At 60.1% G+C, this 21,354-nt stretch carries 20 protein-coding genes; 8 read left to right on the forward strand and 12 right to left on the reverse strand.

What is annotated here, in order from left to right; genetic code table 11:
• Positions 1-198: 198 nt before the first annotated feature.
• On the forward strand, positions 199-1,134 hold the full coding sequence (locus FJW00_RS21845) for a LysR family transcriptional regulator (RefSeq protein ID WP_140925638.1): 936 nt from the start codon (positions 199-201) through the stop codon (positions 1,132-1,134).
• On the opposite strand, the gene mdcH is transcribed toward FJW00_RS21845, so the two are convergent.
• From mdcH to glpD, 9 genes are all read right to left on the reverse strand, one after another.
• A complete protein-coding gene (gene mdcH, locus FJW00_RS21850) occupies positions 1,115-2,017 on the reverse strand; it encodes a malonate decarboxylase subunit epsilon (protein WP_140925639.1) in 903 nt (300 codons plus the stop codon). The two genes, FJW00_RS21845 and mdcH, sit on opposite strands and share 20 nt — an antisense overlap.
• The gene (locus FJW00_RS21855; protein ID WP_140925640.1) at positions 2,014-2,631 is read right to left on the reverse strand and encodes a malonate decarboxylase holo-ACP synthase; all 618 of its coding nucleotides are present in this window, start codon (positions 2,629-2,631) and stop codon (positions 2,014-2,016) included. The genes mdcH and FJW00_RS21855 overlap by 4 nt, the downstream gene beginning before the upstream one ends.
• A gap of 1 nt (position 2,632) precedes the next feature.
• The gene (locus tag FJW00_RS21860; protein WP_140925641.1) at positions 2,633-3,592 is read right to left on the reverse strand and encodes an AEC family transporter; all 960 of its coding nucleotides are present in this window, start codon (positions 3,590-3,592) and stop codon (positions 2,633-2,635) included.
• A 130-nt stretch (positions 3,593-3,722) separates the two neighbouring features.
• Entirely contained in the window at positions 3,723-4,523 is an 801-nt protein-coding gene (mdcE, locus tag FJW00_RS21865) for a biotin-independent malonate decarboxylase subunit gamma (protein WP_009087737.1), read from the reverse strand.
• The gene (locus FJW00_RS21870; RefSeq protein ID WP_058956977.1) at positions 4,523-5,356 is read right to left on the reverse strand and encodes a biotin-independent malonate decarboxylase subunit beta; all 834 of its coding nucleotides are present in this window, start codon (positions 5,354-5,356) and stop codon (positions 4,523-4,525) included. Before FJW00_RS21870 ends, mdcE begins: the two co-directional genes overlap by 1 nt.
• Complete coding sequence (mdcC, locus tag FJW00_RS21875; RefSeq protein ID WP_009087734.1) at positions 5,349-5,648, reverse strand: malonate decarboxylase acyl carrier protein; 300 nt, start codon at positions 5,646-5,648, stop codon at positions 5,349-5,351. The genes FJW00_RS21870 and mdcC overlap by 8 nt, the downstream gene beginning before the upstream one ends.
• A gap of 8 nt (positions 5,649-5,656) precedes the next feature.
• On the reverse strand, positions 5,657-6,517 hold the full coding sequence (locus tag FJW00_RS21880) for a triphosphoribosyl-dephospho-CoA synthase (RefSeq protein WP_140925642.1): 861 nt from the start codon (positions 6,515-6,517) through the stop codon (positions 5,657-5,659).
• Positions 6,518-8,173 (reverse strand): malonate decarboxylase subunit alpha, encoded by a 1,656-nt coding sequence (gene mdcA, locus FJW00_RS21885; protein ID WP_140925643.1) that lies wholly within the window; start codon positions 8,171-8,173, stop codon positions 6,518-6,520.
• Between the two features lie 302 nt (positions 8,174-8,475).
• Complete coding sequence (gene glpD, locus FJW00_RS21890; RefSeq protein ID WP_009087728.1) at positions 8,476-9,981, reverse strand: glycerol-3-phosphate dehydrogenase; 1,506 nt, start codon at positions 9,979-9,981, stop codon at positions 8,476-8,478.
• A gap of 225 nt (positions 9,982-10,206) precedes the next feature.
• On the opposite strand from glpD, the gene glpE reads away from it, so the two are divergent.
• The 5 genes from glpE to malQ all read left to right on the forward strand — a co-directional run bounded on the left by glpE (position 10,207) and on the right by malQ (position 16,824).
• Positions 10,207-10,533, forward strand: a complete 327-nt coding sequence (gene glpE, locus FJW00_RS21895) for a thiosulfate sulfurtransferase GlpE (protein WP_140925644.1) — start codon at positions 10,207-10,209, stop codon at positions 10,531-10,533.
• A 29-nt stretch (positions 10,534-10,562) separates the two neighbouring features.
• Positions 10,563-11,384 carry a rhomboid family intramembrane serine protease GlpG gene (glpG, locus tag FJW00_RS21900; protein WP_009087724.1) on the forward strand — a complete coding sequence of 274 codons (822 nt, stop codon included), beginning with the start codon at positions 10,563-10,565 and terminating at the stop codon, positions 11,382-11,384.
• Positions 11,385-11,414: 30 nt separating this feature from the next.
• The gene (locus FJW00_RS21905) at positions 11,415-12,173 is read left to right on the forward strand and encodes a DeoR/GlpR family transcriptional regulator (protein ID WP_009087722.1); all 759 of its coding nucleotides are present in this window, start codon (positions 11,415-11,417) and stop codon (positions 12,171-12,173) included.
• A gap of 154 nt (positions 12,174-12,327) precedes the next feature.
• Complete coding sequence (malP, locus tag FJW00_RS21910; RefSeq protein ID WP_140925645.1) at positions 12,328-14,733, forward strand: maltodextrin phosphorylase; 2,406 nt, start codon at positions 12,328-12,330, stop codon at positions 14,731-14,733.
• 9 nt (positions 14,734-14,742) lie between these two features.
• On the forward strand, positions 14,743-16,824 hold the full coding sequence (malQ, locus tag FJW00_RS21915; RefSeq protein ID WP_140925646.1) for a 4-alpha-glucanotransferase: 2,082 nt from the start codon (positions 14,743-14,745) through the stop codon (positions 16,822-16,824).
• Between the two features lie 254 nt (positions 16,825-17,078).
• Here the strand turns inward: malQ and nfuA are convergent, their stop codons facing one another.
• A complete protein-coding gene (gene nfuA, locus FJW00_RS21920) occupies positions 17,079-17,654 on the reverse strand; it encodes a Fe-S biogenesis protein NfuA (RefSeq protein ID WP_009087718.1) in 576 nt (191 codons plus the stop codon).
• A 58-nt stretch (positions 17,655-17,712) separates the two neighbouring features.
• Positions 17,713-18,393 (reverse strand): DNA utilization protein GntX, encoded by a 681-nt coding sequence (gene gntX / locus FJW00_RS21925; protein WP_140925647.1) that lies wholly within the window; start codon positions 18,391-18,393, stop codon positions 17,713-17,715.
• A gap of 34 nt (positions 18,394-18,427) precedes the next feature.
• Here gntX and bioH point away from each other — a divergent pair, with 34 nt between their 5' ends.
• Positions 18,428-19,204: a pimeloyl-ACP methyl ester esterase BioH gene (gene bioH, locus FJW00_RS21930; protein WP_140925648.1), complete on the forward strand. Its 777-nt coding sequence runs from the start codon at positions 18,428-18,430 to the stop codon at positions 19,202-19,204.
• A gap of 170 nt (positions 19,205-19,374) precedes the next feature.
• On the forward strand, positions 19,375-19,644 hold the full coding sequence (locus tag FJW00_RS21935; RefSeq protein ID WP_009087712.1) for a YdgH/BhsA/McbA-like domain containing protein: 270 nt from the start codon (positions 19,375-19,377) through the stop codon (positions 19,642-19,644).
• On the opposite strand, the gene FJW00_RS21940 is transcribed toward FJW00_RS21935, so the two are convergent.
• Entirely contained in the window at positions 19,645-21,330 is a 1,686-nt protein-coding gene (locus tag FJW00_RS21940) for an alpha-amylase family glycosyl hydrolase (RefSeq protein ID WP_140925649.1), read from the reverse strand. It abuts the gene before it with no gap.
• Positions 21,331-21,354 lie beyond the last annotated feature (24 nt).

The raw sequence follows: 21,354 nt of genomic DNA on the forward strand, positions 1-21,354 counted from the left end.
GCGCGCGCCGTCAATTCATCTGCTCTGCGGCCGGGAAACCGGCCGCACTTTTTTCTGCCCGTTCCGCTCCTCCCTGACCTCCGCAGATTCCGCCTTCAGCCGCAGTAAATCATCCGGCTGCGAGCCAGATCATTACAGGCTGGCGGAGAATCGCTACTATGCGGAAAAGCAAAATGACCTTACAGGCAACAGCAGCCCATGAGTGACAATATCAATCAGGAAATTACCTTCCGGAAGCTAAGCGTCTTCATGATGTTTATGACGAAAGGCAATATCGCCCGCACGGCGGAAGCGCTGGAGCTGAGCAGCGTCAGCGTGCACCGCGCGCTGCACACGCTGGAAGAGGGCATCGACTGCCCGCTGTTTATCCACAAAGGGCGCAATCTGGTGCCGCTGCCCGCCGCCTGGACGCTGCTGGACTATTGTCGCGACGTCACGGCCCTGATGGGCAAAGGCATTGAGGAGGCCCGCAAAGTGGCGGGTATTGGCGGAGGGCGGCTGCGGCTTGGCACACTCTACTCGCTGACCCTGGAGACCATTCCCCGGCTGATCATGGGCATGAAACTGCGCCGGCCGACGCTGGAACTGGATCTGACCATGGGCTCTAACCAGATGCTGCTGAATATGCTGGAGGATGATGCGCTGGACGCGATCCTGATTGCCACCCATGAGGGCGAACTCAGCGAGGCCCGGTTTGATGTGATCCCGCTGTTCGAGGACACGATCTGTCTGGCGGCGCCGGCTGGCGAAACGGGCAGCGGCGACGCACCGGTCAATCTGCGTGACTATGCCGACCGCGATTTTGTCTCACTGGCCGAGGGATTTGCCACCTATGCCGGTTCGCAGGAGGCGTTTCAGATCGCGGGATTTGAACCACGCATGGTGACGAAGGTGAATGACATCTTCTCCATGATCAGTCTGGTGCAGGCGGGCGTCGGCCTGGCGCTGATCCCGGGAAGGATGCGGAAAGTCTATGAAAACAATATCCAGCTGCTGACGCTCGCAGCGCCTTACCAGATGCGGCAGCAGGTTGCGATTGTCTATTCGCATCGCCGCGAACGCGACAATGACCTGCTGGCCCTGGCGGCAGAAGGGCGCATGTATGCCCGTAACCTTACCGTTCCAGCCGTTTAGCCAGATGACCTGCCACATCGACGCCGTTGCGTTCCAGGCTGATTGCATCGCCCTGCCAGCCCGCCTGCAGGGTCAGGCCGGTCAGCACATTGCCTGGCGGCATCTCAATCGCCAGACGGGCATCGCGCTGGTTAGCCGAGACCATGGTGTCATACCACTGCACGGTCCGTGCCATATTGAACGCCAGATCCTCCGCGATCTTCTCCGGGTCGTGGATCACCCGTGCGGTTGAGCCGCTGAGGTAAGCACAATCGGGACGGGAGAGGCGCACGGATTCAAACGCACGCGCCAGTTCTGCCGCCGGTTTGTCCAGCAGCGCGCAGTGCGACGGCACGCTAACCGCCAGTCTGATCGCCTTACTGGCACCTGCCTCCAGCGCCTTTTGCGCCACCCTCGCCATATCCTCATCACGACCGGCAATCACTATCTGCGTTTCGGCATTGAGATTGGCAATGTAAGTGTGGCTGCCAGGCAGCAGCGTTTCCAGATGCGTCAGCGTCAGGCCGGTGATCGCCGTCAGGCCATATCCCTGCGGATAAGCCTGCTCCATCAGGTCGCCGCGCAATGCCACCAGCCGCAGGGCGTCGCTGAAATCGAGCGCACCTGACACCACTGCCGCCGGAAATGCGCCAATCGACAGACCGCTGACAATATCCGGCTTCACCCCGCGACGTATCAGCTCGTGCGCCCAGGCGACCCCGCTGATCAGCAGGCTGAGCTGGACGGCGCGGGTGTGCTGCAGGGCGTCATCGCTGTCGAGCCTGTCAGTTTCGTCGCCCAGTACCGCCCGCACGCGGGCTAACAGCGCCTCGCCGTCAGGCAGATGCTGCAGCATGCCGGCTCGCTGGGTGCCCTGGCCGGGAAAGGTAAAGAGTATTTTCATGAGGTTTCTCTGCTCCAGGGTGAAGCGGTCAGCAGGGGGCCGGTGTCGGTTTTCAGCAGCACCTGTTCCTCGCGCAGCCACTCGTTGAGGGCAAACGCACCGGCAGGCGTTTCCACCTGGGTATCCACTCGGCACGCCAGCGCGTCGGTCTGATTCTGCCACCGTTGCAGCGCAGCCCGGTCCAGAGGCTGCGGGGCGCGGATCACCAGATCGAGATCGCTGGCAGCGTGCAGCGTGGGCTGCTGCGTCGCCAGCGCATAACCGGTGCTGCCGGTGATCCCCCAGCGCCACGGCCACTCCGCCTCACTCAGCACGATCGCCGCGCGAACCGGGGCAAAGGCGCTGAAAGGGGAAGCCTGCAGCAGGGTGCGATCGGCCAGCCTCTCCGGCGTTATCACCCGGACAATATCGTCCGGATGAACCCATCCGGCGGCACGCTGCTCCCGCCGTTCACCGCGCACTCCAATCGGGATCAGGCCGGATTCGCGATGATCGCGCCGCACCACCACCGGCAGGCCGGGATGCCAGAACGTCCCGACCCAGCACGCTGAGATCGTGGCTAATGCGCTGCGGTCACGCAGCCAGAGCAGATCGTGGGGGCAGGGCGCGGTCATATTACATTCCTGATGTCAGCGTAATGAACAGGGGCAACGACAGAATAGAGAGCACCGAACTTAACAGCAGCACGGCTTCAGCATCGGGCGACTGAACGCCAAAGCGGTTGCCGAACACCACACCAAAGAAACCGGCCGACAGCGCAATCATCAGGATCGCGGTGATCGCCACTGAGCCGTTCAGCCCCAGCGCCAGCACCAGACCCCAGGCAATCACGGGCTGAATCAGCAGTTTCGCCACCGTGCCGACGCCCACGACGGCGTTGAGTTTCAGCTGACGGGCAGAAAGGATCACACCGGTCAGGAACAGCGCCGCCGCGGTGGCGGCCAGGCCCAGCGGCTTAATAGCTGAAAGCACCAGCTCCGGCATTCTGACGCCCAGCGCAGAGAGCACCGCGCCCAGCAGCGGACCCCAGACGATCGGTTTTTTAACGGAGCGCCACATGAGCACCGGCAGCATGGTCAGCGTCGACCCCACATTCTCACCCGCACTGCGCGCTTTTTCCCGCTCCAGAATCAGCAGGCAGAAGGGCGTCATCAGCACCGAACCGCAGGCGATAGAGACAGCGACCGAGAGCGAGGTGGATGAGCCTTCGCCCAGCACGCTGCCCAGAATCGGCAGGCCCAGCGCCGCGTAATTGGGTAAGGCGACGGTCAGCGTCAGCACCGCTGCATCCTGTGGCGACTTTTTAAATACGCCGGTGGCCAGGAAATAGATCGCCGCATAGGTGATCCACATCGCCCCGGTCAGGACCACAATCAGCGGCGACTGCGCCACAATCCCCGACCAGGGTGTCTGCACCGTGGCGCTGAACAGCGCGGCGGGCAGCGCAAAATCCATCACGAAAATATTCAGCAGCGAAACGTCTTTGTTATTGACCATTCCGCACTTACCGGCCCAGAAACCCAGCAGCATAATGACAAAAATAGGCGCAAGGGCATGCACAATTATATAAATCATAAATCACCTGTTATTAAGAAAGAATTTTCCAAAAAACAGCGATGTTTATAATTCTGAACACGGCCACTGCGCCGGGGCGCTGTGACACGCCCCGTCAGACCGGATTCGGCAGGTTTATTTTTTTATCGGTTTACCAGGTCGCGCGCATACGCTCGCGCACCAGGGAAGAGCTGTGACGGTTGGAGGCACCCAGACGGTTTTTCAGGCTCGGGTCCTGACGGGCATCGCCGATCGCCTTGTGCAGCGCGATTTCCACCATCGCCACGTCGGCGTCAGACGGCGCATCGGGATTGCCCACGTTCAGCAGATCGGAGAGCAGACCCAGCGTGGCGAAGTTGCTCACGTCATAGGCCATGGGGGGGATGGTGGCGGCCAGTTTCTCCAGCGACTCCACCGAACGCAGCGTAATACGTGCCGCCGACGCTTTGCCCATGGCGTGAACCAGCACGCCCTGATCGTTAAGCGCAATCAGGCGGTTAGCCTGATAGCCGTGTGCCAGGAACGCACCGGACATCGCCTTGCCGACAATCAGTCCGATGACCGGATGGCCGGCCAGGCGCGCGTTAGCATAAGCACCCGCTGCGCCCGCCAGCGCCTGATGAATACCAAATGCCTCTTCACGGCGACCATAGGCCTGACTCGGCACATCGATGACCGCCACAATCGGGCGTTTCACGGCGCTGTTTTTATCCTCTTCCCGCGTTTCATTCACCACTTTTGCCAGCGTCCAGCCCTCCAGCAGACCCACTTCCCCCTGCGCGGCGCGCGGATAGTGGTTCTGTGCATCGGGCACCACGGCGATGAAGCGGACGTTTTCGCCATTCAGCTGGCCGTCAGCCACCTGAACAGAGGCGCACAGGCCACTGAGACGCTGTGCATGAGGTGCGAGTTTTTCCAGCCAGGTTGCACCGCGGCTGCTTGTCTGGGTCATTATTTCTCCTCCCGGGCGAAAAGCTGTTTGATCTGGGCGGTGTCCGCCTGCTGGCGGGTGTCGAACTGCGTCAGACGTGACAGGAAGTCGGCATAGTTGTCGCTGCGGTGCTGCGCCGGTACGCCTCTGGCAATGAAGTCATGCATCGCGGTTTTTACGGCGTTGATGCCGTCATCCACCAGTGCATCCACCAGTCCACTGGCGTAGCGGATTTCGCCGCCGGTCATGCTCCAGATAAAGGGCCGATCGCGCGAGTCATACTCTTCAATGCCCGCCTCCTGCTCAATGACCTGCGGGCCGTTCAGGCCCAGGCGCGCTTCCCGTGTCACGATCAGGTAGCTGCACAGCGCGGCGGCAATCGACATTCCGCCGAAGCAGCCAACGGTGCCGCTGATGATGCCGATCACCGGGGTGTAGCGACGCAGATCGACAATCGCCGCATGAATATCGGCGATTGCTGCCAGCCCCAGGTTGGCCTCCTGCAGCCGCACGCCACCGGTTTCCAGGCAGAGTACCGCCTGCGTCGGGATGCCGTTGCGGTTGTCTTCCGCCGCCAGCTCCAGCGCCGCCGCCATTTTCGCCCCGGAGACTTCGCCCATGCTGCCGCCCTGGAAGGTGCCTTCGATGGCGATAACCACCGCAGGCTGACCGTTCAGCGTGCCGCGTGCCACGACCATGCCATCATCGGACTGCGGCACCACGCCCTGCGGCGCGAGCCACGGCGACATGATGCCTTCAAAGGGGTCAAGAAGTTCGCGATAGCTGCCGGCATCCAGCAGCGTACGGGCGCGTTCACGCGCCCGTAATTCAATAAAACTGGCGTCGTTACGCATGGCTCACCTCTTCAAAAACCTGTTCAAGACGGATACGTGCTACACCGGGTGTGGCACCGAAATCGTGGATAATCAGTTCGCCGGCCGGCAGGCCGTTGATCAAATTCAGACGGTCAAACAGCGCCTTCCAGCGGGCGTCGCTGTTATCCAGTGAGGTGGTGATATCAACGTTCAGCGTGTCGCCCTGGGTTGCGGTGTACAGTACTTCCATATCACCGGAACCCACGACCCCGGCCAGCGCTCTGCCACTGAGCAGGCGGTTAGCGGGTAAAGATAATGTGATGTGTTCCATAATGGCCTCTAAAAATATGTGTGTTCAGGCGAACAGACCCGATCGATAAACAGCGTCGCCGCGAGCAAATCGGCGGCTCCGCCCGGCGAGGCGTTGAGGGCCAGCATCCGGCGATCAAGCTGCGCCAGCGCCAGCTTTCCGCCTGCGGTGCGGCAGCCGCCCGCCAGCAGTACGGCCTGTGCCCCGTGCTGCATCGCCGTCAGCCCCGCCATCCCTGCCCGTGACAGCACGCAGGTATCGCTGAGCGAGGTCATGATCGCCATCAGCGCATCCAGGCGGGCTTCGCTTTCGCTGGCCCCCACCGCCCGGCTGATCAGCAGCTGCGGCAGCGCCAGCTTCATCACGTGAGGAAACGCCTGTTGCGCCTCTTCGCGTGCGCCGGGCACCCGATAGCGGTGCGTCGCTTTTAACCCTTTGCTGAACAGTTTCGGCGCTGCCCGGTCGGGCAGGCTGGCCAGGGCGGCGGCGGTGCGGGTCAGCGGGTCGGCACTGGCAGCACCGCCATGCATGGCGGCGGCACTTACCAGTAAGCCCAGCGCCCAGATCGCTCCCCGATGGGTATTCACGCCACCGGTGGCCGCCATCATCTGCTGCTCGCCGTCGCGGCCCAGACGCCCGACCGTTTCGCGCAGGGCGATATCGGCGGGACGCTGCCAGCTGTGACGGGCCAGCGCCAGAAAGGTCGGTGCCAGGCTGTGAGCGGAGCGCTCCATCAGCGCCAGCGTCAGATCCTGATGCGCGCCGTTTCCGCGACTGTCGACCAGACCCGGCTTGGGGCTCAGACGTGCTTCATCGATCAGGCAATCGCGCGCCAGCGTCGCCAGCTGGCTGGCCTGCGCCTCGGCTTGAGTCTGTGACAGGAGTTTCATTTACCAGCTCCGGAATTTAGCAGGCGGGTTGTACAGACCACCGGACCATTCGACCAGGTCAGCCACGCTGCCCGCGGCCAGCAGTGAACGGGTGGCGTCGGAACGGCGGATGCCCATATCTTCCGGATAGACCACTTTGCCGCTTTTACGCAGGGCCGCGACGCGTGCCGCATCCACACCCAGACCGATGTCGGTAATGCCCGCCACGGCGGCGACCATGGCGCGACGCTCTTCCAGGCTCTCTGCGCGATAGAGATAGGCGATACCTTCCTCGGTCAGCACATGAGTCACGTCATCGCCGTAGATCATCACCGGAGCCAGCGGCATACCCGAGGTTTTGGCAACATCAACCGCATCAAGGGTTTCAACGAAGGTGGGTTTTGCGCCAGCCTGGAAGGTCTCGACCATCTGCACCACCAGTTTTTTCCCGCGCTGCATCGGGTCTGGCTCGGTGATCATATTCAGCCAGGCGGGGGTCGCGTGACGGCGGCCGTGCGGATCGTGGCCCATATTCGGCGCGCCACCAAAGCCGGAGAGGCGGCCACGGGTCACGGTCGAGGAGTTGGCCAGCCCGTCCACCTGCAGGGTGGCCCCGATAAACATGTCGACTGCGTACTGGCCGGCCAGCTGACAGAAGGCACGGTTAGAGCGCATCGAGCCGTCGCTGCCGGTAAAGAAGATGTCGGGACGGGCGCGGATATACTCTTCCATCCCCAGCTCGCCGCCGAAGCAGTGCACGCTCTCCACCCAGCCACTCTCAATTGCCGGGATCAGCGTCGGATGAGGGTTCAGCGCCCAGTGTTTACATATTTTGCCTTTCAGGCCGAGCTGTTCGCCGTAGGTGGGCAGCAGCAGCTCAATCGCGGCGGTGTTAAAACCGATGCCGTGGTTGAGTGACTGCACCTGGTGTTCGGCGTAGATGCCTTTAATCGCCATCATCGCCATCAGGATATGTTCCTGCTTAATCAGGCGCGGATCGCGGGTAAACAGCGGTTCGATAAAGAACGGTTTGTCAGCAACGACAATGTAGTCGATCCAGGAGCCGGGAATATCGACGCGCGGCAGGTCGGTTTCGTCATCGACCAGTTCATTGACCTGGGCTATCACGATACCGTCACGGAACGCGGCGGCTTCCACCAGCGCCGGAGTATCTTCGGTGCCCGGACCGGTGTAGAGGTTGCCTTTGCGGTCAGCTTTGTAACCGGCAATCAGCGCCACATTCGGGCAGAGGTCAACATAAAGGCGGGAGTAGAGTTCGATATAGGTGTGGATAGCGCCGATTTCCAGCTGGCCATCCTGCAGCAGCTGCGACATGCGCAGACTCTGCGGACCGGAAAAAGCGAAGTCGAGTTTGCGGGCAATGCCTTTTTCAAAAATATCGAGATGCTCACTGCGGCCGACGCTGGGCATAATCATGTGCAGGTCGTGAATCTTTGCCGGATTCACCTGCGCCAGGGTGCGGGATAAGAAGTCAGCCTGTTTCTGGTTATTCCCCTCCAGCACCACGCGGTCGCCTGGGGCAATTAAGTGTTCGAGGGCTTCTGTGGCTCGTTCAACAGGAATGACTTTGCCATCGAGGGGGAAGGCGGCCATACGACGCGCTTTTTCACTGCGGCGTGTGTTCCACTCCCGGGCAGGCGTTTGGCCTGTGTTCATTTCAACCTCCTGATTAAAATCGCGGTACTGACGTTTTTGCTGAACAAAGTCTGCGCGTTCTGCATACGGCGTTCAATTAAGCAAAAAAGCGAAACGTTAGATTTAAGGTAACGATGATGAGCGGCCTGGCGGCAGGCGAAACCCGAGGCGCTGCAGGCTGGCGGGGAGGGGGAAACGGCAGGGTGACAGGAGGAGAGCGTGCGAGGGGAAAGGGCCGCGGCACGATTTAACCGGTTCAGTTCGCGGTCGGCCACCCATAAAAAAAGCAGGCCGGAGCCTGCTTTCTGCTTACTGCGGCCTGCTTAAGAGGCCAGCGAGAGTGCCGGTTTTGCTTTCGCAGCCAGCCACTCTGCCACGCGGGCCTGCTGCTCTTTCGTCAGCCACATACCCTGTTTGGTACGACGCCAGATAGCATCATCCAGCTCGCGAACCCACTCATGCTGCACCAGGTAGCGCAGCTCCGCTTCGTAAAACTCGTGACCGAAGTTCTCACCCAGATCGTTCAGGCTTTTCGCCCCGGCTAACAGAGTTTCAGTGCTGCTGCCGTAGGTGCGTGAGAAGTGACGCGCCATGTTTTCACTGATGAACGGATAGCGACGACGCAGGCTGGCCGCATAATCCTCACGGGTGCCGGAGATGTTCCCGCCTGGCAACACGCAGTTCTTCGTCCAGGCCGGACCGGCGTTGGGATAGTACTTCGCCAGTTTTTCCAGCGCGTGCTCGGCCAGCTTGCGATAGGTGGTCAGCTTGCCGCCAAACACCGACAGCAGTGGCGCCTGGCCGTTGTCATCACGGACATCCAGCGTGTAATCGCGGGTGATCGCCTGCGGTGAGTCCGATTCATCATCACACAGAGGACGCACACCGGAGTAAGACCAGACGATGTCGTCAGCGGTCAGCTGCTTTTTGAAGTGGGCGTTGAACACTTTCAGCAGGTAGTCGGTTTCGCTGTCATCAATGTTGACGTTTTTCGGATCGCCTTTGTACTCCACGTCGGTGGTGCCGATGATGGAGAACTCATCCATCCACGGAATCACAAACACGATGCGATTATCTTCGTTCTGCAGGATGTAAGCCTGCTTTTCGGTGTGGACGCGCGGCACCACGATGTGGCTGCCTTTGATCAGGCGGATACCGTAAGGGGATTTGAGCTTCAGGCTGTCGTCAAACAGCTGCTTAACCCACGGGCCTGCAGCGTTGACAAGGCCTTTCGCCTGCCAGGTGTAGGTTTTGCCGCTGTCGACATCTTCCGCTTCCACCTTCCACAGGCCGCCTTCACGCCAGGCACGGGTCACGCGGGTGCGGGTCCGCACTTCGCCGCCGCGCTTCACCACTTCCTGCGCGTTGAGCACGACCATACGGGCGTCATCGACCCAGCAGTCAGAATATTCGAATCCGCGCGTGATCTCCGGCTTCAGGGCCGAATCCGCGCCAAAGCGCAGACTTTTACTGCCTGGCAGGCTGGTGCGTTTGCCCAGATGGTCATACATAAACAGGCCGGTGCGGATCATCCACGCCGGACGCAGGTGCGGACGGTGCGGCAGACGGAAGCGCATCGGGAAGGCCAGGTGCGGTGCCATCTTCAGCAGGACTTCACGCTCAGCCAGCGCTTCGCTGACCAGACGGAATTCATAATGTTCAAGGTAGCGCAGGCCGCCGTGAATCAGTTTCGAGCTGGCAGAGGAGGTCGCGCAAGCCAGATCCCGCGCCTCCAGCATTAACACCGACAGTCCGCGTCCTGCAGCGTCTGCTGCAATGCCGGCACCGTTGATGCCGCCGCCGATCACGATCAGGTCTTTGGTTTCCACGTCATCTCCTCCGATGTTCGGAATAGTTCACTAATGTTCGTTTTCGAGCATTATCATAGTCGCAAACCAACATTAGCGCCAGCTTTTAACCCGCTAAAAACATTTTTGCGTGATATAGCTAACATTATGTCCACCAAAAAAACAGATACCCGTAACGATTGTCAGGTTATCGGCGTGGCTTCTCGGGTTACACTACGCGCTATTGTGACGACTTTGAGAGATCCCATGGAAACGTTCGAATGTATTGATGTGCAGCAGGCGCAGGCGCGTCTGGCGCAGGGGGCACTGCTGGTCGATATCCGCGATCCGCAAAGCTTTGCGATGGGCCATGCGGCGGGTGCGCTGCATCTGACCAACACCAACCTCAGCGACTTTATCAGTCGTGCAGACCACAACCTGCCGGTGCTGGTGATGTGCTATCACGGCAACAGCAGTAAAAGTGCAGCACAATATCTGCTGGGGCAGGGCTTCAGTGCGGCCTACAGTATTGATGGCGGTTTCGATGCCTGGCGCGCGGCCTTTCCGCAGCAGGTTGCCCTGGGCAGTGAGTAAGTGGCCGCCTGTCACACGGAGAGTTACTGATGCGCATTACCCAATTTAATCAGCCGCGCATGGCGCAGGCGTTTGTGGACTACATGGCAACGCGCGGCGTGACGCTGCGTATTGAGCATGACCAGCACTATGTCATCATGCTGGATGATGAGAGCCAGTTTTCCGTGGTCGAAAACGAACTTCAGCAGTTTCTGCATGACCCTAATCACCCACGCTATCAGGCGGCCAGCTGGCACAGCGGCAAAACCGACAGCGGGCTGCGCTATGAGCGCAGTAACATCTGGGCAAACATTCGTGAGCGCGCCGGGCCGCTGACAATGACGGTGATGGTGCTCTGTATCGCCGTTTTTATCCTGATGCAGGTGATGGGCGATCAGACCGTGATGGCCTGGCTCGCCTGGCCGGACGATGACCAGCATTTTCAGGTCTGGCGCTGGTTCAGCCATGCGCTGCTGCACTTCTCGCTGCTGCACATTCTGTTTAACCTGATGTGGTGGTGGTATCTGGGCGGGGCGGTTGAGAAGCGGCTCGGCAGCGGCAAACTCTTTGTCATTATGCTGATTTCCGCGCTGCTCAGCGGCTGGCTGCAGGCGAAATTCAGCGGCATCTGGTTTGGCGGCCTGTCGGGCGTAGTGTATGCCCTGATGGGCTACTGCTGGCTGCGCGGCGAGCGCGATCCCGACAGCGGCGTCTATCTTGAACGTGGCCTGATCGGTTTTGCGCTGGTCTGGCTGGTGATTGGCTGGTTCGGCGTCTTTGGCCTGGCCATTGCCAACGCAGCGCACGTCGCCGGTCTGCTGGTCGGGCTGGCGATGGCGCTGGTGGATACGCGTAACGTTACGCGTCGGTAAAGAGATTTTGCGGGTTAACAGGAGAGGAATGTGAAGCAGACGCAACGTCATGACGCGATTATCGATTTGGTCCGTCGTCAGGGATATGTCAGTACTGAGGAGCTGGTGGATCATTTTGAGGTCAGCCCGCAGACCATCCGTCGCGATCTCAACGATCTGGCCGATCAGAACAAAATTCAGCGCCACCACGGCGGCGCGGCGCTCCCCTCCAGCTCTGAGAACACCGCCTGGCACGATCGTAAAATGATGTGGTCGGCGGAGAAAGCGCGCATTGCTCAGCGGGTCGCCAGCCAGATCCCGGATGGGGCCACGCTGTTTATCGACATCGGCACCACGCCGGAAGCGGTGGCGCATGCGCTGCTCAACCACAGCGATCTGCGTGTGGTGACGAACAATCTCAACGTGGCGATGCTGCTGATGGGCAAACCCGATTTTCGGGTGATTATTGCCGGGGGCGAAGTGCGCACCCGCGATGGGGCGGTAATGGGAGAGGCGACGCTCGACTTCATTTCGCAGTTCCGGCTGGATTACGGCATTCTCGGCATCAGCGGCATCGATATGGATGGCTCGCTGCTGGAGTTTGACTATCACGAAGTGCGGACCAAGCGCGCGATTATCGAAAACTCCCGCTGTGCGCTGCTGGTCGTGGACCACTCGAAGTTTGGCCGCAACGCCATGGTTAACCTCGGCAATATGAGTCTGCTGGATTACATCTACACCGACAAGATGCCGCCCGCCAGCGTCATGAAGGTGATTGAGCAGCATGAGGTGCACCTCGAACTCTGCTGATTCCTGCCACGCCAGCCTCCGGGCTGGCGTTTTTATTTGATTGCTGTCGCTTTTTTCCCCACTCCCGTCTTTACTTAACGATTGCTGGCCCCGCCTGCCAGCCCGTGCGCTTGCCATTTTTGCTTCACCTCATTGCGTAACAGAAGGGAGTGATATGCCACAGCAGAAATTCAATAAAGCCCGTTTTAACGCCGCCTTTACCCGCCAGTGGCAACATCTCGGCCTCTCTTCCGCTCAGCAGATGACCCCGCACCAGGCGTGGCAGGCGGTCAGTGCGGCCCTGGCGGAACTGCTGGCCGCGCAACCGGCCCCGCGTCCGGCGCAGCAGCAGCGTCACGTTAACTATCTCTCGATGGAGTTTCTGATTGGCCGGCTGACCGGCAACAATCTGCTTAATCTCGGCTGGTATGACGAGGTGCAGGCGGCGCTGGCAGAGCAGCAGTTCGATTTAACGGCGCTGCTGGAGCAGGAGGTCGATCCGGCACTCGGCAATGGCGGACTGGGGCGACTGGCTGCCTGCTACATGGATTCGATGGCCACGGTCGGTCAGTCTGCAACCGGTCACGGACTTAACTACCAGTACGGCCTGTTCCGCCAGTCTTTTCAGGCGGGCCAGCAGAAGGAGGCGCCCGACGACTGGCAGCGCGAGCACTATCCCTGGTTCCGCCACAACGCGGCGCTGGATGTGGAGGTGGCGATGGGCGGTCGGGTCGAAAAGCAGGAGAACGGCGAGGTGCGCTGGCAGCCCGGGTTTACGCTGCGCGGTGAAGCCTGGGATTTGCCGGTCACCGGCTACCGCAATGGCGTCACACTGCCGCTGCGTCTGTGGCAGGCGGTGAGTGCGCACCCTTTTGACCTGACGGCGTTTAACGACGGTCACTTCCTGCAGGCGGAGCAGCCCGGCATCGAGGCGGCAAAGCTGACCAAAGTGCTCTATCCCAACGACAATCATCAGGCGGGCAAGCGGCTGCGCCTGATGCAGCAATATTTTCAGTGCGCCTGTGCGGTGGCCGATATTCTGCGCCGCCACCATCAGGCGGGACGCAGCATTCACAGCCTGCCCGATTTCGAAGTGATTCAGCTCAACGATACCCATCCCACCATCGCCATCCCGGAGATGCTGCGCGTGCTGCTGGATGAGCACCAGCTCGGCTGGGATGAGGCGTGGCAGATCACCAGTCGGCTGTTTGCTTACACCAACCACACCCTGATGCCGGAGGCGCTGGAGCGCTGGGATGAGAAGCTGATGCGCGCGCTGCTGCCGCGTCATCTGCTGATCATCAAAACGATCAATCAGCGGCTGAAAAAGGTGGTGAAGCAGCGCTGGCCGGATGACAAAGCGATGTGGCATAAGCTGGCGGTGATTGCGGACGGTCAGGTGCGGATGGCGAATCTCTGCGTCGTCAGCGGGTTTGCGGTCAACGGCGTCGCGGCGCTGCACTCCCGGCTGGTGGTCAGCGATCTCTTCCCGGAATATCACCAGCTGTGGCCGCAAAAATTCCATAACGTCACCAACGGCATTACCCCGCGCCGCTGGCTGAAGCAGTGCAATCCGGCGCTGGCCGGGCTGATTGATGAGACGCTGAAAACCGAATGGGCCAGCAATCTCGACGCGCTGATCGGCCTGGAACCTTACGCCGACGACCCGGCGTTTCGTCAGCGCTATCGCAGCATCAAGCAGCAGAACAAAGTGCAGCTGACCGACTATATCGCCCGGCACACCGGGATTATCGTCAACCCGGCGGCCCTGTTCGATGTGCAGATCAAGCGACTGCATGAGTACAAGCGCCAGCACCTCAGCCTGCTGCATATCCTCTACTGCTATCAGCAGCTCTGCAATAACCCGGAGGATGTCACCTTCACGCCGCGGGTCTTCCTGTTCGGGGCAAAAGCCGCACCGGGTTACTACCTGGCGAAAAACATTATCTACGCGATTAACCGGGTGGCGGAGGTGGTGAACAACGATCCCCGCATCGGCGACCGGCTGAAAGTGGTTTTTCTCCCCGACTACCGCATCACCGTCGCCGAAATGATGATCCCGGCGGCCGACCTCTCTGAGCAGATCTCTACCGCCGGTTATGAAGCCTCGGGCACCGGCAACATGAAGCTGGCGCTGAACGGCGCGCTGACCATCGGCACGCTGGATGGGGCCAATGTCGAAATCGCTGAGCAGGTGGGCGAGGAGAATATCTTTATCTTCGGTCACACCGTGGAGGAGGTGAAAGCGCTGAAGGCCAAAGGCTACAACCCGAAAAAGGTGCGCAGGCAGAACAAGGCGCTGGATGATTTACTGAAATCGCTGGAGAAGGGCAAATTCAGCGACGGGGACAAGCATGCGTTTGACCTGATGCTGGAGAGCCTGACGAAACACGGCGATCCCTGGCTGGTGCTGGCCGATTTCCAGCCTTACATCGAGGCGCAGCAACGGGTGGAAGCCCTGTGGCGCGACCCGGAAGGCTGGACCCGCGCCGCCATCCTCAACACGGCCCGGACCGGCATGTTCAGTTCGGACCGGTCCATTCGTGACTATCAGCAACGTATCTGGCAGGCACCCCGCTAAGGAGCAGCAATGAAACAGGATTCACTTGATCAGGCCGCCCGTGCTGCGGGTATTTCACTGGATTACATCAACGTTAACGGCGAGAAAGAGGCGATCAGCGACGAAACCAAACGTGCACTGCTGGCGGTGATGGGCGATCCGCAGGAGGCGGGTAAATCGCCGCTGCCGCCAGTCGCCGTCTTCAGCGGCAGAGGCAAACGTCAGCTGACGCCGCAGGGCCGTGGCGTCTATCGCTGGCAGCTGCAGACAGAGAAGGGCAAATTGCTCAGCGGCGAGTTAACCGCGGGCGAACCCTTTACGTTGCCCACGCCGCTGGCGCAGGGGTATCACCAGCTGACGCTCAGCAAAGGGAAGAAAAGCTGGCAGACGCGGGTCATTGTTGCCCCACGCCGCTGCTATCTGCCGCCGGCGCTGGAGGCGGGAGAGAAACGCTGGGGCGCACTGGTGCAGCTCTATACCGTGCGGTCTGAACAGAACTGGGGCATCGGTGACTTCGGCGATCTCGACCAGCTGCTGGTACAGCTGGCCGCACGCGGAGGCGATTTCGTCGGGCTGAATCCGCTGCATGCGCTCTATCCCGCCAGCGCCGATTTCGCCAGTCCCTACAGTCCGTCATCACGCCGCTGGCTGAACAGCATCTATATCGATGTCAGCCAGGTAGCCGATTTTCAGCAAAGCGCGGCGGCACAGAAGTGGTGGAAAAGTGCCAGAACGCAGAAGGCGCTGGCCAAAGCCCGCGAGGCGGAGCATGTTGATTACGCAGCGGTGATGGCGCTGAAGCTCGCTGCACTGCGCCACGCCTGGGCACACTTTCAGGCCCGTGACCGCGCCAGCGACGAGCAGCAATCCTGGGCTGAGTTTGTGCGTGAAGGCGGTGACAGCCTGCGTTATCAGGCGGCCTACGACGGCATACAGCAGGCCCGACGGGCTGAGAATGCAAAACAGTGGGGCTGGCCCGCGTGGCCGGAAGGATGGCGCAACAGCCAGCAGCCGGAGGTGCAGCAGTGGTGTAAGGAGCACGAAGAGGAGATTGCCTTTTGGCAGTGGCTGCAATGGCTGGCGCAGCAGCAGTTCTCGGGCTGCTGGGCGCACAGCCAGGCGCTGGGCATGAGCGTGGGTCTCTACCGGGACCTGGCGGTTGGCGTGGCGGAAGGCAGCGCCGAAACCTGGCACGACCCGGAGCTCTACCGCCTTAAAGCCTCTGTCGGCGCACCGCCCGACCGCCTCGGTCCGCTGGGGCAGAACTGGGGCCTGCCGCCAATGGACCCGCATGTGATGCAGGCGCGCGGCTATCAGCCCTTTATCGACATGCTGCGAGCCAACATGCGTGACTGCGGTGCATTGCGTATCGATCATGTGATGTCGCTGCTGCGTCTGTGGTGGGTGCCCGCCGGGGAGACGGCGGATAAAGGGGCCTATGTCGCCTATCCGGTCGACGATCTGCTGGGTATTCTGGCGCTGGAGAGCCACCGGTTGCGCTGCATGGTGATTGGCGAAGACTTGGGCACCGTGCCGGAGGCGATAGTCAGCCTGCTGCGCAAAAGCGGCGTCTTTTCATGGAAGGTGCTGTGGTTTGAGCAGGAGAAAGATCAGCGCTATCGCGCGCCGCAGGACTATCCGCGTCAGTCGATTGCCAGCGCCAGCACGCACGATCTGCCCACCCTCACCGGTTTCTGGGAGCAGGGCGACCTGGCGCTGGGCGAGAAACTGGGTCTCTATCCGGGCGACGCGGTGAAGGCACTGCATGAGCAGCGGGCGACACAGAAGCAGGCGCTGCTGGATGCCCTGCATCAGGCGGGAGCTCTGCCGGCTCGCAGTCAGAAAAAGGCAGAGAAGCTGGCTATGACGCCTGCATTGAACCGGGCGATCCACCGTTTTCTGGCCGACACCGACAGTGCGCTGCTGGGCCTGCAACCGGAGGACTGGCTCGGCATGACCACGCCGGTTAACGTGCCGGGCACCGTGGATCAGTATCCGAACTGGCGACGCAAGCTGAGCAAAACGCTGGAGGAGATCTTTGCGGATAAGGAAGTGAATGCACTGCTGAAGGTGGTCAGCCAGCAGCGTCAGTCAGGAAGGAAAGAGAAGTAACAAGAGCGCGGCAGTCTGACTGCCGCGTTTCTGACTGATTAAAAACTGACTCAAAGGAAAGCTGGCAGCAACGTCTCTACTCAACACGAAGGGAACATGGGCAGAGGAGGAAAGCGTCTCGCGCCATGGATGGCGCGGGCAGAGCATGCCATGGATGGCGGCTTTTGCGTCTTTCCGATCTGCCCGTGTTTCCTGAGCCGCCTCAATCTCACAGCGAAGAGAGCAGCGTATTACTGCTCATCCCCGCGTTAACATCAGTAGAAGGAGTGTTCGCCACGCTGATGCTCGGTAATATCCCGCACGCCTTTCAGTTCCGGGAAGGCAGCCAGCAGCTCTTTCTCGATACCATCTTTCAGGGTGACGTCGATCATCGAACAGCCGTTACAGCCGCCGCCAAACTGCAGAATGGCGTAACCGTCATCGGTGATCTCCATCAGTGACACGCGTCCGCCGTGACCGGCCAGCTGTGGGTTGATCTGCGCCTGCAGCAGATACTCCACGCGCTCTACCATCGGCGCATCGTCAGACACCTTCCGCATTTTGGCGTTCGGCGCTTTCAGCGTCAGCTGTGAGCCGAGATTGTCGGTCACGAAGTCGATTTCCGCATCTTCCAGATAAGGTTTGCTCAGTTCATCAACATACGCAGAGAGCTTTTCGAACTTCAGCTCGGTGTCAGTCGCTTCAACGGCATCAGGCGGACAGTAAGAGACGCCGCACTCCGCAGTTGGCGTACCCGGGTTAATCACGAATACGCGAATCTGGGTGCCATCTTCTTGTTTGGATAGCAGTTTAGAAAAATGTTCCTGGGCAGAGTCAGTAATTCGGATCATGTCGATTGCTCAATAGTTGACTAATTTAGTTGGTTATAATACGCCCATCAATGACGCTCTACAAGGTACGGCACAGGCACCAGACCTGCACGCTGGCCGCGCCCTGCGACAGTAACAGACGGCTGATTTCGTCGACCGTACTGCCGGTGGTGATGACGTCATCCAGCAGGGCGATATGGCGACCCTGCACCGCCATTTCAAGGCGGAAGGCATCCCGTAAGTTGGTGCGGCGCTGGCGGGCAGTGAGCTGATGCTGCAATGCTCCCCTTCGCTGGCGGGAGAGGCCGTCACGCCATTCGCACCGCAGCCAGTGCGCCAGCGGGGCGGCCAGCAGGGCGCTCTGGTTGTAGCCGCGCCGCCAGCGTCGCCGCCAGTGCAGCGGCACCGGCAGCAGCAGGTCGGGACGCACCACACGACCGTGCCGCCAGACATCCAGCCAGCTTAGCAAAAGCAGCCGCGCCAGCATCACCCTGAGTGCGGTTATGTGAGAAAACTTAAGCTGATTAACCCACTCACTGAACGGCGGGCGATAGTCATTGACGCAGACCAGCGCCTGCCAGGCGGGCGGTTTGCGCTGGCAGCGGCCACAGGCGACCCGCGTCGTCCCGGCGGGCAATCCGCAGCGTGGACAGAGCAGGGGCAGCGGCGGTAATTCACGCAGACATAAGCTGCACAGACCGTGACGGGCGATCTGTAACGGCATCTGGCATAGCCAACACAGGGCAGGCATTGCTAGCATAGCGACCTCCTTATCATTTTCGGGATAGTAACTGATGACCTCGCTCTACTGGCACACCTGCGGAGAAGGAAAACGCGATCTTGTGCTGCTGCACGGATGGGGGCTGAATGCCGAAGTCTGGCAAAGCATTATTCCGCGACTCAGCCCGCATTACCGCCTGCATCTGGTCGATCTGCCGGGCTATGGCCGCAGTCAGGATGCGGGTGCCCTGACGCTGACACAGATGGCAGAGGCGCTGCTGCCTGCGCTGCCCGCACAGGCGATCGTCATGGGGTGGTCTCTGGGCGGACTGGTGGCGACACAGCTGGCGCTGAACGCGCCAGAAAAGCTGGCTGCACTGATTACCGTTGCATCGTCGCCCTGTTTCACCGCCACAGAGCACTGGCCCGGCATTAAACCCGAGACGCTGCAGAACTTTCAGCAGATGCTCAGCAACGATTTTCAGCGCACGGTGGAGCGCTTTCTGGCGCTGCAGACGCTGGGCACCGAAACGGCGCGCGCCGATGCACGGCAGCTGAAAGAGGTGGTACTGTCGCAACCGATGCCGGAAGTGGCGGTGCTGGATGGCGGACTGGAGATTCTGCGCCAGGTCGATCTGCGCAGCGCGTTACCGCAGATCGGGCTGCCGTTCCTGCGTCTCTATGGCGCACTCGATGGGCTGGTGCCGCGCCGGATTGCTGCAGAGATTGATGAAATGTTGCCAGCCTCGCCTTCAGTCGTTATCGACAAGGCAGCACATGCACCTTTTATTTCCCATCCAGACATTTTTTGTCAGCATATTATTAACTTTATCAGTAATTTGCCGGGATAATGAGGCTTTAAGTTGGCAAAATTGCTGGCAGCAGCAATACTTCTCTCTGTGAGCAAGGCCGCTGCAAATTTATGTGATTAGTCACGGAAATGACTATGCCGTTCCATACTGCCTTACGCGTTTAGCGGCTGCTTACATCTCACAATGGATCATGAATGAGGGTAAACATAATGAAGGTTTTTAAATGGGTTGTGGCTTCAATGATGATGGGCGCGATTTCATTTTCTGCGATGGCAGCGAAGGAAGTCACCAAAGAAGAAGTTAAATCAATGAACCTGCAGAAGATTGGCACTGTTAACACCACAGCGGAAACCACCTCGCCAATGGATGCTAAAAAAGTGCTGTCTCAGCTTGCTGACGAGAAAGGCGGTAAATACTACCTGGTGATCGCGGGTCGCGAACACGGTAAATTCAGCGCCACCGCTGAAGTCTACAAGTAATCAGCGTAGCCACATGAACTGCCAGGCATCCAGCTTAACCGGCTGGGTGCCATCCATCTTCTCTCCGCTTATCAGATCCTGCCACATACGTGCCTCCGGTAGCGGTGTCTCCACCGGCCGTCCACTGAGATTAAACACGCAGAGCAATCCTTCATCGCTGTCCGGCGAATGACGTCTGAGCACCAGCAGGGCATTTTCGCTCTCTGAGATCGTCATCGGATTATCGGGATGAAAAGCAGGCTGGCGACGGCGCAGCTGGATCAGCTGACCGAGCCGGGTATAGATCTGCTGACGCAGCCACTCTTCCCCCGCCAGCGCCGCTTCAATCGTCTGCAGATCATACTTCTGGCGATTGATCGCCCGGTTGTGTCCGGCGGCACGCACCCCATCGTAATCATTTCGCCCACCCACAATGCTCTGGATATAGATGGCCGGCACGCCAGGGAACACCAGCAGAATGGCATGGGCCAGTAAAAAACGCTTCAGCCGCGTGGCGTCGTCGTCCGCCTCACGGTTTAACGCATCCAGATAGGTGACGTTGATTTCATACGGGCTGGTGGTGCCGTCCGGATTATTTTTGTAGGAGACCAGCGCACCCTCCAGCGCCAGGTCGCGCACCAGCGCCACAATCTCCACCTCCGACAAAATCCCGCGCGCCGGATTCAGGCCGATACCATCGTGGGACGCCAGAAAGTTAAAAAAGGTGGTGTCATTGCTGCTGAGATCCAGCGAGCTGGCCCACTGCCGCAGCGCGCGCGCCGAGCCGGTATGAATCGCATGCAGCACCAGCGGCGGCAGCGAAAACTGATAAACCATCTGCGCCTCATCGTGGCCGTTGCCGAGGTAACTGATGTTGTCCCGATGTGGCACGTTGGTCTCCGTGATAATCACCGTGCCAGGGGCGACCTGGTCGGCAATGGCGCGAAACAGCTTCACCAGCTGATGGGTTTTTTCCAGGTGAATACAGCGCGTGCCGGGCGTTTTCCACATGTAGCCGACCGCATCGAGCCGCACGTAGTCCGCGCCGCGTATCAGGTAGTCGAGCAGCACCCCGACCATGCGCAGTAGCACCTCAGGATTGGCAAAGTTCAGGTCGATCTGATCGGCGCTGAAGGTGGTCCAGATAAAGCGGGTGTCGCCATCGGCCATCTGAAAAGGGGTCAGCAGCGGCGAGGTTCGCGGACGGGTGACGGCGCTGAGGTCAGTGGCGGGCGGCATGCTGATAAAGAAATCGTCCCAGCCGGGGTCCTGCGCCAGAAAGTGACGGAACCAGGCGCTCCGCGACGACATATGGTTGCAGACAAAATCGAACATCAGCCGGGTTTCCTGATGCAGGCGGACAACATCCTGCCAGTCACCGCACAGCGGATCAACCTGATGGTAATCAATAACAGAAAAGCCGTCGTCAGACGACCAGGGAAAGAAAGGCAGCAGGTGAACCAGCGGAAAGAGGGATTGCAGATGCTGCTGATAGAAGCGGGAAAAGGTCGTGAGCGTGGGCTTGCCGGTTTCCCGAAACTGATCGGCATAGGTGATGAGCACCACATCCTGCTCGTCCCAGTGCGCCTTGCGCGGCAGCTTGATGGCGTCGCGGGCGGTGGCGATCTCACTCAGCAGGCGCGTCAGGGTAGCCTGGGGAAAGGTGCCGGCATAAATCTTATCAATCAGATCGGTGATCGTTTCCATCGTGAGTTGGATGCCACAGCAGAT

Source organism: Pantoea anthophila, assembly GCF_006494375.1.
GTDB classification, from domain to species: Bacteria; Pseudomonadota; Gammaproteobacteria; order Enterobacterales; family Enterobacteriaceae; genus Pantoea; species Pantoea anthophila.

Bases quoted from the DNA above. Each gene is read 5' to 3' on its own strand.
- FJW00_RS21845 (WP_140925638.1), top strand. From the start codon at position 199: ATGAGTGACAATATCAATCAGGAAATTACCTTCCGGAAGCTAAGCGTC.
- mdcH (WP_140925639.1), bottom strand. From the start codon at position 2,017: ATGAAAATACTCTTTACCTTTCCCGGCCAGGGCACCCAGCGAGCCGGC.
- FJW00_RS21855 (WP_140925640.1), bottom strand. From the start codon at position 2,631: ATGACCGCGCCCTGCCCCCACGATCTGCTCTGGCTGCGTGACCGCAGC.
- FJW00_RS21860 (WP_140925641.1), bottom strand. From the start codon at position 3,592: ATGATTTATATAATTGTGCATGCCCTTGCGCCTATTTTTGTCATTATG.
- mdcE (WP_009087737.1), bottom strand. From the start codon at position 4,523: ATGACCCAGACAAGCAGCCGCGGTGCAACCTGGCTGGAAAAACTCGCA.
- FJW00_RS21870 (WP_058956977.1), bottom strand. From the start codon at position 5,356: ATGCGTAACGACGCCAGTTTTATTGAATTACGGGCGCGTGAACGCGCC.
- mdcC (WP_009087734.1), bottom strand. From the start codon at position 5,648: ATGGAACACATCACATTATCTTTACCCGCTAACCGCCTGCTCAGTGGC.
- FJW00_RS21880 (WP_140925642.1), bottom strand. From the start codon at position 6,517: ATGAAACTCCTGTCACAGACTCAAGCCGAGGCGCAGGCCAGCCAGCTG.
- mdcA (WP_140925643.1), bottom strand. From the start codon at position 8,173: ATGAACACAGGCCAAACGCCTGCCCGGGAGTGGAACACACGCCGCAGT.
- glpE (WP_140925644.1), top strand. From the start codon at position 10,207: ATGGAAACGTTCGAATGTATTGATGTGCAGCAGGCGCAGGCGCGTCTG.
- glpG (WP_009087724.1), top strand. From the start codon at position 10,563: ATGCGCATTACCCAATTTAATCAGCCGCGCATGGCGCAGGCGTTTGTG.
- malP (WP_140925645.1), top strand. From the start codon at position 12,328: ATGCCACAGCAGAAATTCAATAAAGCCCGTTTTAACGCCGCCTTTACC.
- malQ (WP_140925646.1), top strand. From the start codon at position 14,743: ATGAAACAGGATTCACTTGATCAGGCCGCCCGTGCTGCGGGTATTTCA.
- nfuA (WP_009087718.1), bottom strand. From the start codon at position 17,654: ATGATCCGAATTACTGACTCTGCCCAGGAACATTTTTCTAAACTGCTA.
- gntX (WP_140925647.1), bottom strand. From the start codon at position 18,393: ATGCTAGCAATGCCTGCCCTGTGTTGGCTATGCCAGATGCCGTTACAG.
- bioH (WP_140925648.1), top strand. From the start codon at position 18,428: ATGACCTCGCTCTACTGGCACACCTGCGGAGAAGGAAAACGCGATCTT.
- FJW00_RS21935 (WP_009087712.1), top strand. From the start codon at position 19,375: ATGAAGGTTTTTAAATGGGTTGTGGCTTCAATGATGATGGGCGCGATT.
- FJW00_RS21940 (WP_140925649.1), bottom strand. From the start codon at position 21,330: ATGGAAACGATCACCGATCTGATTGATAAGATTTATGCCGGCACCTTT.